The organism is Bradyrhizobium stylosanthis, assembly GCF_001641335.1.
Lineage (GTDB): Bacteria > Pseudomonadota > Alphaproteobacteria > Rhizobiales > Xanthobacteraceae > Bradyrhizobium > Bradyrhizobium stylosanthis.
In genome coordinates this window covers 280,176-293,582 of sequence record NZ_LVEM01000006.1, presented here as the reverse complement: position 1 = coordinate 293,582, position 13,407 = coordinate 280,176, and the positions used below count along the sequence as shown (strand labels likewise).

Genomic DNA, 13,407 nt, shown 5'->3' with positions numbered 1-13,407 from the left:
CCCACCATCTTTCGCGCCGCGTGAAAGAGGTGGGTTGCGCCCCGCGGTCACGCTTCACGTAGCCGCAGCGCTAACCCACCCTACAAGGTCCTACCCGTTCCGCCTTTGCCCGCGCAGCGTCGGAAGGCCGATGCCGGCCGCATCGAAGCCGCCATCGACGGCCAAAATTTGGCCGGTGATGTAGCTCGCGTTGCCTGAGCACAGGAAATAGATGGCGTCCGCGAGTTCCTCTTCCAGGCCGTAGCGATTGAGCGGGATGGCGTCGTGATAATCGGCGCGGATCTCCTTGGAATGCACCTGCTTGGCCATCGCGGTGTCGACCGGCCCCGGTGCGACCGCGTTGACGCGGATGTTGAGCGAGGCGAGCTCGACCGCGAGCTGTTTCGTCAGATGGGCGAGCCCGGCCTTGCTGGTGCCGTAGGCCGAGCGCAGCGTCGAGGCGCGCACGGCCGAGATCGAGGTGATGTTGACGATGGCGCCGCCATCGCTGTCGCGCATCAGGGGCACCGCGGCCTTGGTGCAGAGGAACGGACCGGTGAGGTTGACCTCGAGCACGCGGCGCCAGTCGGCGTCCGACGTCTCCATCAGCGGCGCGAACACGGCGATCCCGGCGTTGTTGACCAGCGCGTCGAGCCGGCCGAACCGCCGCTCGACCGCCGTCATCGCGGCGCCGACCGCGGCTGCGTCGGAGACGTCGCAGGTCAGCGCCAGCGTCGCCTCGTCCCGGCCGATCTCCGCGACCGCGCGGCCGAGCAGCTCGCCCTCGATGTCGAGCAGTGCCACGCGCCAGCCCTCGCCGAGGAACTTCTTCGCGGTCGCAAGCCCAATGCCGCGCGCGGCTCCGGTGACGAGGGCGATTTTTTGCGGGGCTTGCGGCATGGGAAATGTGTCCTCGGATAGCATAGGGCGCGGGAGTGCGGGCTCCTTTTACTGCGCTTTTGTGCCGGCGAGGAAGAGCTTGTGCAGATCGAGCTGTCGCTTGCTTGCCCGGAGGCAAGTCGGGATGCGAGTTGGCGAACGACGGCGTGGCCCCTTGCTCCGTCATTGCGAGCGTAGCGAAGCAATCCAGAGCCTTTCCGCTGAGGGATTCTGGATTGCTTCGCTGCGCTCGCAATGACGCTGTGGAGACAGCGAGCGCTCAGGATGACGATCTCGATAGAGCGAGCCCCTATGCCAGCTCCGCCGAGGCACGCTGCATGTTGGCCGACATGTCCGCGGTCACGATGCTCTGCTCCTCGACCGCGGCGGCGGTGGAGGCAATGAACTCGTTGACGCCGGCGATCGCGGCCTTGATCGCGGTCAGCGAGCTCGCGACGTCGCCGGAGATGGTGTTCAGCGCGTCGATTTCGGACGTGATCGTGTCGGTCGCCTGCTTGGCCTGGCTCGCGAGGTTCTTCACCTCGGAGGCGACCACCGCAAAGCCGCGTCCCGCTTCGCCGGCGCGGGCCGATTCGATCGTGGCGTTGAGGGCGAGCAGATTGATCTGGCTGGTGATGCCCGAGATCATCTCGACGATGCCGCTCATCGCCTGGGCGGCGGCGGTCAGCTTCTGGGCCTGGTGGTCGGCGGACTCGACCCTCGTGGTCGCGACCTTGGACGTCTCGCGCGACTTCGTCATGGTCTCGGAGATTTCGCGGATCGATGCGCTCATCTGCTCGCTACCGGCGGCGACCGCCTCGATCATGCCGCGGGCGTTGTCGGCCTTCTTGCGGCCGATCGCCTGGGCGGTGATGTCGGTGGCGTATTTCACCACCTTGTAGGGCTTGCCGTTGAGGTCGAAGATCGGGTTGTAGGACGCCTGGATCCAGATTTCGCGGCCGCCCTTGGCGATGCGCTTGTATTCGGCGGCCTGGTATTGGCCGCGATTGAGCATTTCCCAGAACTGGCGGTAGGCGGCCGAGTTCTTCTCGTTCGGCTCGACGAACATGGAGTGGTGCTGGCCCTTGATCTCGGCCAGCGAATAGCCCATCGCCTTCAGGAAGTTCTCGTTGGCGGTGCGGATCGTGCCGTCCATGTTGAACTCGATCACCGCCTGCGACTTCTGGATCGCGGCGAGCTGGCCGTCATTGTCGGCCGCCTTCATCTTCTGCGCGGTGACGTCGGTGGCGAACTTCACCACCTTGAACGGCCTGCCCATCTCGTCGAGGATCGGGTTGTAGGTCGCCAGGATCCAGATTTCCTTGCCGCCCTTGCCGAGCCGCTTGTATTCGGCCGCCTCGAACTGGCCGCGGTTCAGCCGCGCCCAGAAATCGGCATAGGCCGAGCCTGCGCGATCCTCCGGCGTCACGAACATGGAGTGGTGCTTGCCCTGGATCTCGTCGAGCGAGTAGCCCATCGCATTGAGGAAGTTCTCGTTGGCGGTGACGATGGTGCCGTCCATGTTGAACTCGATCACCGCCTGCGCACGGCCGATCGCGGCGAGCTTGCCCGCATCCTCCATGGTCCGCATCTTGTAGGCGGTGATGTCGGTGGCGAACTTGATGAAGCTGACCACCTTGCCGTTCTCATCCAACAGCGGTGCGTAGGAGGCATGGACCCAGACCTCCTTGCCGTTCTTGCCGTAGCGCTTGTATTGCGTGGTCTGGAACTCGCCGCGGTTCAAGCTGGCCCAGAAGTCGCGGTAGCGGGCGCTCTCGCGCTCGGCCGGGCTGACGAAGATGCTGTGGTGCTTGCCCTTGATCTCGGCGAGCGTGTAGCCGCTCATCTTGAGCAGGTTCTCGTTGGCATCGAGGATGGTGCCGTCGAGACCGAACTCGATCACGGCCTGCGAACGATCGAGCGCCTCGACCTCTGCGACCGCATGCTTGACCTTCTTGCTCTGAAAATTGAACACGTGAGCCCCGCAATATCCCGGTGACAATCGAGAGCATGTCCGTAGTGCTCCCCCGAGACGAAAAGTTGCACGCTCTTCTTGAGCATCTGTAAACCTTGGCAAAAACCGCGATGGGTTCCGCGATCTCGCTTCCGTAGATCATCTATTTCAACTTGCGAGGGTTCTCGCTTCATATGCACGGCGTGGTTCATAAGTGGGCCGTATTTGTACGGAAAAGATTCTGCATTTTTTTCGCGGCGTGCTGCCGCAGACCATGTCTGGTCGTTGTCGGCGTGCCCCATCGCCAATCGTCTTTCATCGAAATGCTCACCACGGAGACGATCGATGCCTGACGACAATGAGCGCATGATTCGGGACCTGTTTGCCGCCTATCTCGCCAATGACCGGCAACGAGTGAGCGATGCGCTCGCGGACGATTTCCGTTTCACCAGCCCGTTCGACGACGAGCTCGACAAGGCGACCTATTTCGAACGCTGCTGGAAGGACACCGGCTGGATCGCGCGTCACGAGATCGAGCGCATCTTCGTGCGTGGCGACGAGGCCTTCGTCACCTATCGCTGCCTGGCAACAGACGGCAGGAGCTTCCGCAACACCGAGTTCTTCACTTTTGCCGGGGGCAAGGTGCGCCGGATCGAGGTCTATTTCGGCGCAGCCCGTCAGGACGGCCGCTTCCTGCCCCAGGGGCGCTAGCGGCGCGCGAAACTGCCGATAATTTTCGCCGCCCTTGTCGGTTCCGTGAGGTCCCGCTCGTCTTGCATGTGAGGGCGGCGCTCTGCCCCGCTCTCGCCGACAGTGGAAGCGAGGACCCCCCATGCGATTCATGATGCTGATGATCCCGCTCGGCTACGAGAACGCCCCGCCGGACGTCCAACTCGATCCCGAGCGCGTCGCCGCGATGATGCGATACAACGAGGCGCTGAAGGATGCCGGCGTGCTGATCACGCTGGACGGCCTGCACCCGCTCTCGATGGGCGCGCGCGTCTCGTTCGCGACCGGCGAGGCGGTCGTCACCGATGGTCCCTTCGCGGAAGCCAAGGAAGTTCTGGGCGGCTACTGGATGATCGAGGTCGACTCGCGCGCCGAGGCGATCGCGTGGGCCAAGAAGTGCCCGGCCTCGGCCAATGAAGTCATCGAGATCCGCCAGGTGCAGGAGATGGCCGACTTTCCGCCCGAGGTGCAGGCCGCCGCCGCCGGCTTCGACGATCTGAAGAAATAGTCCACCGCCCGCGATGACATCGCACCCGTCGTCAATCGATCAACCAAGGAGAGAACCGATGAGCACCGAACACAAATTCCTCGCCGTCTATCTCGGCAGCATGAGCGGCGAAAGGATGAAGGCCTGGCAGGCGCTTCCCGAGGCCGAACGAAAGGCCAGGGAGCGCGAGGGCATGGCCGCCTGGCACGGCTGGGTCGAGAAGCACAAGGCTGTCATCGTCGAACTGGGCGGCCCGCTCGGCAAGACCCGCCGGATCGACGGACGGGGCATCACCGAGATCAGCAACGCGCTGACCGGCTTCACCGTGGTGCGCGCCGCCTCGCAGGAAGAGGCTGCAAAACTGTTCGAGAACCATCCGCACTTTGCGATCTTCCCGGGCGAGGCGATCGAGGTCATGCCCGTGCTGGCCATTCCGCAGCTGTAGCCTGCGGGCCGTGATTCCGGGTTCGGCTCCTTGAGCCGCCCCGGATGACTGCGGAGAATACGGGGTTAATCACGCCTCATCGCCGCTAGTGACCTTCACGCCCGGCTCATGTAAAAGCCGTTCACATGAGCTGGCGCAAGGAGCAGCGCCGCGCCGAGCGCGGCTATCACCACGGTAATCTGAAGGAGGCCCTGTTGCAGGCCGCCCTCGGGCTGATCGCCGAGAAGGGCGCGGCAGGCTTCACCTTCGCCGATGCCGCGCGCATGGCCGGCGTCAGCGCGGCGGCGCCCTATCGGCATTTCCGCGACCGCGACGAGCTGTTGTCCTCGATCGCCCAGCGCGGCTTCGAGCAGTTCGAATCCCGCCTTACCGCGGCCTGGGACGACGGCCGGCCCGACACGGTCACGGCGTTCGAGCGCGTCGGCAAGGCCTATCTCGCCTTCGCCCGGGAGGAGCCGGCGTTCTACAACGCGATGTTCGAATCGGGCCTGCCGGTCGATGCCAATCCCGCGCTTCAGGCCGCGAGCGAGCGCGCCTTCAACATCATTCGCGCCGCGGCCGAGCGGCTTGCCGCGCTGGCCCCGCCCGGCACGCCGCGCCCGCCGGCGATGATGATGGCACTACACATCTGGTCGATGGCGCATGGCGTGGCCTCGCTGTTCTCGCGCGGCGATGCGGCGCGGCGGAAGCTGCCGATGTCGCCGGACGAGCTGCTCGAGGCCGAGGTGCTGATCTATCTGCGCGGGCTCGGCTTCCCGACCGACCGCCGTCCGCCCGCGAAAGGCGCCGAGCCGCCGCCGGTGCCGCCGGAGGCGTCCTCCGGTTCTGGCGTGCCGCCGGGCGGCCCCTGGGGCAAGCCGAAATAAAGTTGCGCAAATAATCACGCGGGCGTGTCGGGCGGCCAGCTTGACAAAATCGCGGGATGGGCTACCTATGTAAATGTTATTTACATTCACAACGGCGCTGATGCCGTGATGGAGATGGGAAATGGCCTACACCGCTGACGTCAATCGCTGGCGCGGCCCCTCGGACCACCAGCAGCAGTACGAGCGGCCCCGCATGCTCGACACGCCCTGGCATCCCGGCTGGATCGCCGTGACCATTCTCGGCTTCATCATCTGGTGGCCGATCGGACTTGCCCTTCTCTTTTTCACACTCGGGAGCAGAAGAATGTCGTGCTGGAGCAACCAGGATCGCTGGCAGAACAAGATGGAGCGGATGCAGTACAAGATGGACCGCATGCGCGACCGCATGGAGCGCCGTGGCTTCGGCTTTGGCTTCGGCCCGCCGTCCTCCGGCAACCGCGCCTTCGACGAATATCGCAGCGAGACGCTGCGCCGGCTCGAGGAAGAGCAGGTCGAGTTCAAGAACTTCCTCGACCGCCTGCGTCACGCCAAGGACAAGGAAGAGTTCGACCAGTTCATGGCGCAGCACAAGACGCGTCCGACCCCGCCGCCGACCGACCAGCCCCAGGGCTGATCTAGCAAGGCTGCCAGATCTCAAAGCCTTCAGGCGCATGCCCCCAAAGTCCTGATGGCCCCGAGCCGCCCGTCTGCGCAACCCGCAGGCGGGCGGTTTGGCTTTTGGCGGCGGTCGTCATGTCCGGGTTCGTCCCCGGGCATCCACGTCCTTCGACATCGTCGGCACAACGTGGATGGCCGGGACAAGCCCGGCCATGACGGTGCCCCATAGAACCGGCTCACGGTGCGCCGACACTAAGAGCCCATGGACCTCCGCACCCGCCTCCTGCTCGGCCTCACCGCCTTCGCGGTGCTCGGCTATATCGGCATCGTCTACGGCGGCTGCGCGCGCGATCCCGATTGCCATTTTCGCCTCTGTGCCGGCGGGCGCGCGCTTTGTGGCGTTGATCACGCACATGTGCAGAATCGATAGAACCCCGTCCGTGCCCGGCCCGACCAAGCCCTGACAGCGCCAACGGGCAAGGCCATGACGAACGAAGGCAAGGAGGTCATCCAGGAGACTGCGCTGCTTGAGCGCGCGTCGACGCTATTCGATCGGTTCGGAGATTATGTTCCGCTGACGATTGCGTTCCTCAATCATTGGCCGACCGAGATCAAATTCTATCCCGAATTCGTGGTCGGCAACGCCTGGAAGGTCTTTCTCAGCTTCGGCCTCTATCAGCTCGCCGCGTTCGCGCTCCGGCGCGCGGTCAAGTTCGCCAAGTCGGACCTCGTCCCATGATCCTGCTCCGCGATTTCGCGCTTTACGTCCTGCCGGTCCTCGTCGCAGGCGGCGGCTGGCTGTATGCGCTCAATCTGCGCAAGCGGACGCGGTCAGGGCGCGCACCCGAGCGGCGTTGCGTCCCTCCGGCATCACTGGCGCCCTGATCCGGACCGCCTATATTCGCCTGCACAAGTGCGGAGGCGACGATGGCGGAAGCTGCGATCATGGCGAGCGACGGCCTGTGGCGGAAGCTTCGCAGCGAGGCGCAGCGCGCCGCGGCCGCCGACCCCGTGTTCGGCAAGGCGCTCGCCGGTGCCATTCTCGCGCATGATGATTTTGCCGCGGCGCTGGCCGATCTGATCGGCCAGCGGCTTGGCCGCGGCGCCGCCGAGCGGGCGCGCTTTGCGTCATTTGCCCGCGATGCCTTTCGCGGCCAGCCGGATCTGATCGAGACCGCCAGCCGCGACCTGCAGTCCATCGCACTGCGCGATCCCGCCATCGCCGAGCTGTTGCCGCCGTGGCTGCATTACAAGGGCTACGTGGCGCTGCAGGCCTTCCGCGTCTCGCACTGGCTCTGGCATGGCGGCCAGGTCGATGCGGCGCTGCTGTTCCAGAACGAGGCCTCGAACGTCCTGCAGGTCAGCATTCATCCGGCCGCCAGCGTAGGGGCGGGTGTCTATCTCGACCACGCCACCGGCATCGTGATCGGCGCCCATGTGGTGATCGGCGACGACGTCACCATCCTGCAGAACGTCAGCATCGGCCGTCGCAGCGAGCTGCCGACACGCTCGCCGCGCATCGGCCGCGGCGTCTATATCGGCGGCGGCGCGACCATCCTCGGCGACATCGCCATCGGCGATTACGCAAAGATCGGCGCCGACACGCTGCTGACGTCGGACGTCCCCGCCGGCTGCACCGCGGTCGGCAACCCCGCGCGACTGACCAACTGCCCCGAGCCCGCATCGGTGGCCTGATCCCCTCATTCCCCGGAGACTTAAATGAAGACGGCAATCGTGATCGGCGTCGGCCCGGACCGCGGGCTCGGAGCCCGGCTCTGCAAGCGCCTTGCGGCCGACGGACTCAAGGTGATCGTGGCGGGCCGGACGCTGTCCGCGCTGCAGGCGGTTGCCGACGACATCACCAAGGCCGGCGGCAACGCCGTGCCCATCGTCGCGGATGCGACCAGCGAGCGCGATGTCGTCACCCTGTTCGATGCCGCCGGTGACGACCTCGACCTCGCCATCTACAACGCCGGCAACAACACGCCCGGCAAGATCATCGAGATGGACGCCGGCTATTTCGAGAATGCCTGGCGCGTCGTGTGCTTCGGCGGCTTCCTGTTCGGCCGCGAGGCGGTGCGCCGCATGGTGCCGAAGAAGACGGGCACGCTGCTCTTCACCGGCGCCAGCGCCTCGCTGCGCGGCCGCTCCGGCTACGGTGCCTTCAACTCATCCAAGGCCGGCCTGCGCACGCTGGCGCAGGCCATGGCCAAGGAGTATGCGCCCGACGGCATCCATGTCGGCCATGTCGTGGTCGACGGGGCCATCGCCGGCGACAAGATCTTCTCGCGCTTCCCGGATGCCGCCGGGCGCGAGGACAGCCTGATCGACATCGAAGGCATCGTCGATGCCTTCGCCTTCCTCTACCGCCAGCCCGAACGCGCCTGGTCGTTCGAGCTCGACGTGCGGACCTCGAAGGAGAAGTGGTGAGGCCTTGTCCCTTGCCTCACCGATCAGGCGGCAGCCTTGTTCTTGATGGCTCCGACGATCGCAGTGAGGATCGCCCCGCCGGCGCCGCCGGCGACGACTTGTGACACGATACCGCCAACGCTCAAGTTTCCAGATTGGGCTGCGGCCATGATGGACGGAAGCAGCAACGTAATGACCTGGCCGAGCACTCCGCCGCCGACCAGGCCTGAAATGATGTTTCCGGCCATTCCGAGATCAAATGTCGGCGAAGACTTGCCCGCACCAATTCCACCAAGCGCGCCTGAGACGAGGTTGATCAGAATCTGTTCCATGCGAATCTCCCGAACAGGTCGTCGGGCAACTCGCCGGCAACTATTTTGAGTTGTCTGACCAGCGGCCCGTTACCGCATCATCCGGCGGCTTACGGGCGAAGGCAATAGAGTGTGTTGCCGATCGGCCGGTGAAACAAACCCTCGCGCGTGGCACAGGCTGCATAGGGATTTATTCAGCTTGGCGGGACCCTGTCATTGTGCGCCGCCCTCAGCAGCGAAGGCATCGTCGATGCCTTCGCTCTCCTTTGCCAACCACCCCACGCGTTCTTTCAATACCCCGCCGCCAGCCCGCTGTTGCGGCGCGGATCGTTCGCGCCGTAGTAACGATTGTTGCCGACCTGCTTGCCACCAAGCGACGGCGCGCCGACAATGATCACAGCGAGATGGTTGGCCGGCTGCGGCGGCCCGAACTTGTGGCCCATGCCCTCCAGAATCTTCTGCGTGTCCGGCGACAGGGCATAGTTCTCGACATTGGTCAGGTCCGGCAGCCATTGCTGGTGGATGCGCGGCATGTCGACGGCTTCCTGCGCGTTCATGCCGTAGTCGATGGCGTTGATCATGGTCTGCAGCACGGCCGTGATGATGCGGCTGCCGCCGGGCGTGCCCACCACCATCACCGGCTTGCCGTCCTTGCTGACGATGGTCGGGCTCATCGAGGACAGCGGCCGCTTGCCGGGCGCGATGGAATTGGCCTCGCCCTGCACCAGGCCATACAGGTTGGGAACGCCGACCTTGGCGGTGAAGTCGTCCATTTCGTCATTGAGCAGCACGCCGGTCTTCGCGGCCGTGACCTTGGCACCGAACCAGTCGTTCAGCGTGTAGGTGACGGACACCGCGTTGCCGTCCTTGTCGGCGATGGAATAGTGCGTGGTGTTGCTGCCCTCGTGCGGCGGGACGCCCGGCTTGATGTCCTTGGAGATGCCGGCCTTGTTCGGGTCGATCACGGCGCGGATCTTGGCCGCGTAAGCCTTGTCGAGCAGGCGGTCGAGCGGATTCTTCACGAAGTCGGGATCGCCGAGATAGCTGTTGCGGTCCACGTAGGCGTGCCGCATCGCTTCGATCTGCACGTGCGTGGCAGCCGCGGAGTGATAGCCGAGCTCCTTCAGCGGATAGCCTTCCAGGATATTCAGGATCTCGCAGATGACGACGCCGCCCGAACTCGGCGGCGGCGCGGACACCACGTGATAGCCGCGATAGTCGCATTCGACGGGCGCGAGCTCGCGCGTCTTGTAGCCGTCGAGGTCGTCCTGCGTCAGCAGGCCCTTGCCGGCCTGGCTCGACGCCACGATCGCGCTGCCGACCCAGCCTTTATAGAAACCGTCGGTGCCCTTGCTGCTGATCTCGCGCAGGGTCTTCGCCAATTCGGATTGCGTCAGCTTGTCGCCGACGCCGAATGGCTGGCCGTCCCTGAGGAAGATCGCGGCCGATGCGGGATCGTCCTTGAAATCGTCGGTTGCCGTGCGCAGCAGGTCGATGTCGCCCTGGTCGAGCACAAATCCCTGTTCGGCGAGCTGGATCGCGGGAGCGAGCAGATCGGCGCGCTTCATGGTGCCGTATTTCTCGCGCGCATATTCCATGCCCGAGACCGATCCTGGCACGCCCACGGCCAGGTGTCCCTTGGTCGAGATGCCCTTGATGACGTTACCGTCCTTGTCGAGATACATATTGGCCGTCGCGCCCTTGGGCGCGGTCTCGCGGAAATCGAGGAAGGTCTTGCGGCCGTCGGCGAGCTGGATCGTCATGAAGCCGCCACCGCCGAGATTGCCCGCCGCGGGATAGACGACGGCAAGGGCATAGCCGACGGCAACGGCCGCATCGACGGCATTGCCGCCGCGCTTGAGCACCTCGACGCCCACCTCTGTCGCCAGATGCTGCGCCGACACCACCATGCCGTTTTCCGCTGCGACCGGCGCAACCGAGGCCGCGCGCGCGGTGCTGGATGCGACGAGACAGATCGATACGACCGCGGCGGTCATCCACCGCAATTGTGTCTGTGGTTTCGGCATGGGGAGTTCCCTTGGGCTGGCCGGTGATGCCGGCACGTTGTTGTCCGCGAACGGACCCTATCAGCTCGCGGGCGCTGATGGAGGAGGCGGAGTGTGACGCATGATGCCCATCAAGGCGCACCCTGCGCTCCCTCCCCGCAAGGGTGAGGGAACCGACCGTATTCGGGGCGGGTAGCCTGCTTCCCCGGTGACGCCAGGCGGCATCCTGTGCCGCCCCCGCCAGCCCCATCCCCCTGCGCCGCCTACCTTTCCCGCAGCCAAATTCGCCGCCGGTAACCCCGCATTAACCATCGGCGGGCTCTGGTAAGGGTGGACAGGCGTGCCCGGAGCCCGAAGTCAAAGGCCGGGGGCCAAGGCCCTTAGTTTTGACATCTTGGCAGGGAATGCAGGCGGCCGGCTTTGGACGAGCCCTGCACCCCAGAAAGACAAGGCTTTGAGCGGGCTTGCCGGCTGCGCGGTTAGCGCGGCGGTTGGGGAACCGGCGGTCATTTGCTGGCCGGGACATGAGGTTTAGAGATCGCCTTGAGAGGATACTGCTTATGAATCCGGCCGACGTGGCTCAGTCAGCCCTTCCGGTTGCCGCTTCCGCGGACGTGTCGCTGATCGCGCTGTTCTGGCAGGCTCACTGGATCGTGAAAGCGGTGATGCTGGGACTTCTGTCCTGCTCCGTCTGGGTCTGGGCAATCGCCATCGACAAGATCTTCCTGTTCGCCCGCACCCGCCGCTCGATGGACCGTTTCGAGCAGGCCTTCTGGTCGGGCGAGTCGATCGAGGAGCTCTATCGCACGCTCTCGGCCAAGCCCACGCATTCCATGGCGGCCTGTTTCGTGGCGGCGATGCGCGAGTGGAAACGCTCGTTCGAGAGCCACGCCCGCTCGGTCGCGGGCCTGCAGATGCGCATCGACAAGGTCATGAACGTCTCGATCGCGCGCGAGGTCGAGCGGCTGGAACGCCGCCTTCTGGTGCTCGCCACCGTCGGCTCCGCCGGCCCCTTCGTCGGCCTGTTCGGCACCGTCTGGGGCATCATGTCGAGCTTCCAGTCGATCGCGGCGTCGAAAAATACCTCCTTGGCGGTGGTCGCCCCGGGCATCGCGGAAGCGCTGTTTGCGACCGCGGTCGGCCTTATCGCTGCCATTCCTGCCACTATTTTCTACAATAAGTTCACTTCCGAGGTGAACCGGCAGGCCCAGCGGCTCGAGGGCTTCGCTGATGAATTTTCAGCCATTTTGTCCCGCCAGATCGACGAGCGGGGCTGACGGACGGCATGTATAGTGTGAAGGGCAATTTGGGCACGCGATCATGGCGATGAACGTTGCGAGTTCGTCCGGAGGCGGCGGGCGCCGTGGCCGGCGCAAGCCCGTCGTGGCCGAGATCAACGTCACGCCGATGGTCGACGTGATGCTGGTGCTGCTCATCATCTTCATGGTGTCGGCGCCGATGCTGACGGTCGGCGTGCCGCTCGACCTGCCGCAGACCCAGGCCAAGAGCTTAGAGAATAACGACCAGAAGCCGCTGCAGATGTCGGTCGACATCAAGGGCAAGGTCTTCATCAACGACGCCGAGGTCGCGATCAACGATCTGGTGCCGAAGCTGAAGGCGATCACGGATGCCCGCGGCGGGCTCGAGGAGCGCATCTATCTGCGCGCCGACAAGAAGGCGGATTACGGCACGGTGGCCAAGGTGATGGGCCTGTTGTCCGGCGCCGGATTCAAGAAGCTGGCGCTCGTCACGGAAGCGGATCAGGGGTCTTAAAGCCAGTGAAGGTGAAGGTCGACAAGACACTCGTTGCGTCGATTGCCCTCCACATCCTCGTGCTGGGATGGGGCCTCGTCACCTTTAGCAGCAAGGCCTACATCGCGCCGGAGGAGTCGCTACCGGTCGACATCATCTCCACCGATCAGCTCGCCAAGATGATGGCGGGGCAGAAGACCGGCAAGAAGGAAGAGCCGAAGCCCAAGGTCGAGAAGATCGCGGAAGCCAAGCCCGAGGAAGATGCGGTCGGCAAGGTCACCGAGAAGAAAGAGCTGATCAAGACCAATTCGCAGCCGGAGCCGCCGCCGAAACCCGTCGAGAAGCCGGTCGAGAAGAAGCCCGAGCCGCCGAAGCCCGTCGCCGAGGCCAAGCCGAAGGAAGAGCCGAAGCCGCAGGAAAAGAAGCCTGATCCGGCCAAGGAAGATCCGATCGCCGAGTTGCAGAAGAAGCTGGACACCAAGAAGCCGCCGCCGAAGCCCGTGGAGCAGAAGGTCGCAGCCGTGCAGCCGCAGCAGCAGCCGAAGCCGAAGGAGCGGAGCTTCGATCCAGCGCAGATCCAGCGCGACCTCGACAAGCGTGCCGCGACCCGGCACGAGCAGACCGGCTCGGCGCTGAATGCATCAGCCTCGCTGGGATCGGCGACCGGGACTGCCGCCAACAACGTCGCGACCTGGCGGGGTGCTTTCGGGAGCGCGGTCAAGCGCTGCTTCTCGGTCCCCTATGATGGACAGGACGCCGATCAGTATGAAGCCGACATCGACATCTCCATGAAGATCGATGGCTCGCTCGCATCCGAGCCCGTCGTCGTGGCGGTGAGGGGACCGTCGCGGTCGATCGCCCAGGCGGTCGCGGAAAGCGCCAAGCGCGCCATCGTGCAGTGCCAGGTCTATTCCTTCATGCCGAAGCAGCAATACGAGAGCTGGAAGCTCATCCCGATGACTTTCGGCCTGAAAGACATGTTGTGACATCCGA

16 protein-coding genes are annotated in these 13,407 nt (G+C 64.8%); 12 read left to right on the top strand and 4 right to left on the bottom strand.

Features of this window, described 5'->3' with window-relative positions:
• Positions 1–90 precede the first annotated feature (90 nt).
• Together A7X65_RS35870 and A7X65_RS35865 are read right to left on the bottom strand one after the other, a co-directional pair.
• The gene (locus A7X65_RS35870) at positions 91–879 is read right to left on the bottom strand and encodes an SDR family NAD(P)-dependent oxidoreductase (protein WP_063694110.1); all 789 of its coding nucleotides are present in this window, start codon (positions 877–879) and stop codon (positions 91–93) included.
• A gap of 289 nt (positions 880–1,168) precedes the next feature.
• Positions 1,169–2,833 (bottom strand): methyl-accepting chemotaxis protein, encoded by a 1,665-nt coding sequence (locus A7X65_RS35865; protein WP_063694109.1) that lies wholly within the window; start codon positions 2,831–2,833, stop codon positions 1,169–1,171.
• Positions 2,834–3,157: 324 nt separating this feature from the next.
• Between A7X65_RS35865 and A7X65_RS35860 the strand changes: the two genes are divergently transcribed.
• From A7X65_RS35860 to A7X65_RS35820, 9 genes are all read left to right on the top strand, one after another.
• Complete coding sequence (locus A7X65_RS35860; protein WP_063694108.1) at positions 3,158–3,523, top strand: nuclear transport factor 2 family protein; 366 nt, start codon at positions 3,158–3,160, stop codon at positions 3,521–3,523.
• A 121-nt stretch (positions 3,524–3,644) separates the two neighbouring features.
• Complete coding sequence (locus A7X65_RS35855) at positions 3,645–4,049, top strand: YciI family protein (protein ID WP_063694107.1); 405 nt, start codon at positions 3,645–3,647, stop codon at positions 4,047–4,049.
• A gap of 58 nt (positions 4,050–4,107) precedes the next feature.
• A complete protein-coding gene (locus tag A7X65_RS35850; RefSeq protein WP_063694106.1) occupies positions 4,108–4,473 on the top strand; it encodes a YciI family protein in 366 nt (121 codons plus the stop codon).
• A 125-nt stretch (positions 4,474–4,598) separates the two neighbouring features.
• Positions 4,599–5,339 carry a TetR/AcrR family transcriptional regulator gene (locus A7X65_RS35845; RefSeq protein WP_063694105.1) on the top strand — a complete coding sequence of 247 codons (741 nt, stop codon included), beginning with the start codon at positions 4,599–4,601 and terminating at the stop codon, positions 5,337–5,339.
• A 121-nt stretch (positions 5,340–5,460) separates the two neighbouring features.
• Positions 5,461–5,952: a DUF2852 domain-containing protein gene (locus tag A7X65_RS35840; protein WP_063694104.1), complete on the top strand. Its 492-nt coding sequence runs from the start codon at positions 5,461–5,463 to the stop codon at positions 5,950–5,952.
• A 246-nt stretch (positions 5,953–6,198) separates the two neighbouring features.
• Positions 6,199–6,366 (top strand): hypothetical protein, encoded by a 168-nt coding sequence (locus A7X65_RS42285; protein WP_156528389.1) that lies wholly within the window; start codon positions 6,199–6,201, stop codon positions 6,364–6,366.
• A gap of 54 nt (positions 6,367–6,420) precedes the next feature.
• Positions 6,421–6,675 (top strand): hypothetical protein, encoded by a 255-nt coding sequence (locus A7X65_RS35830; protein WP_063694102.1) that lies wholly within the window; start codon positions 6,421–6,423, stop codon positions 6,673–6,675.
• A gap of 188 nt (positions 6,676–6,863) precedes the next feature.
• The gene (locus A7X65_RS35825; RefSeq protein ID WP_063694101.1) at positions 6,864–7,631 is read left to right on the top strand and encodes a serine acetyltransferase domain-containing protein; all 768 of its coding nucleotides are present in this window, start codon (positions 6,864–6,866) and stop codon (positions 7,629–7,631) included.
• Between the two features lie 24 nt (positions 7,632–7,655).
• A complete protein-coding gene (locus A7X65_RS35820) occupies positions 7,656–8,366 on the top strand; it encodes an SDR family NAD(P)-dependent oxidoreductase (protein ID WP_063694100.1) in 711 nt (236 codons plus the stop codon).
• Between the two features lie 23 nt (positions 8,367–8,389).
• Here A7X65_RS35820 and A7X65_RS35815 read toward each other — a convergent pair whose 3' ends face one another.
• Positions 8,390–8,677 (bottom strand): hypothetical protein, encoded by a 288-nt coding sequence (locus A7X65_RS35815; protein ID WP_063694099.1) that lies wholly within the window; start codon positions 8,675–8,677, stop codon positions 8,390–8,392.
• A gap of 269 nt (positions 8,678–8,946) precedes the next feature.
• Positions 8,947–10,683 (bottom strand): gamma-glutamyltransferase, encoded by a 1,737-nt coding sequence (gene ggt / locus A7X65_RS35810; protein ID WP_063694098.1) that lies wholly within the window; start codon positions 10,681–10,683, stop codon positions 8,947–8,949.
• Between the two features lie 539 nt (positions 10,684–11,222).
• On the opposite strand from ggt, the gene tolQ reads away from it, so the two are divergent.
• Genes tolQ through A7X65_RS35795 form a run of 3 tightly spaced genes read left to right on the top strand, consistent with a single transcriptional unit; the run spans position 11,223 to position 13,400 of the window.
• The gene (gene tolQ / locus A7X65_RS35805) at positions 11,223–11,939 is read left to right on the top strand and encodes a protein TolQ (protein ID WP_018641591.1); all 717 of its coding nucleotides are present in this window, start codon (positions 11,223–11,225) and stop codon (positions 11,937–11,939) included.
• Between the two features lie 43 nt (positions 11,940–11,982).
• The gene (gene tolR, locus A7X65_RS35800; protein ID WP_063694097.1) at positions 11,983–12,435 is read left to right on the top strand and encodes a protein TolR; all 453 of its coding nucleotides are present in this window, start codon (positions 11,983–11,985) and stop codon (positions 12,433–12,435) included.
• 5 nt (positions 12,436–12,440) lie between these two features.
• Positions 12,441–13,400, top strand: coding sequence for a hypothetical protein (locus tag A7X65_RS35795; RefSeq protein ID WP_063694096.1), 960 nt, complete (start codon positions 12,441–12,443; stop codon positions 13,398–13,400).
• Positions 13,401–13,407: the final 7 nt, after the last annotated feature.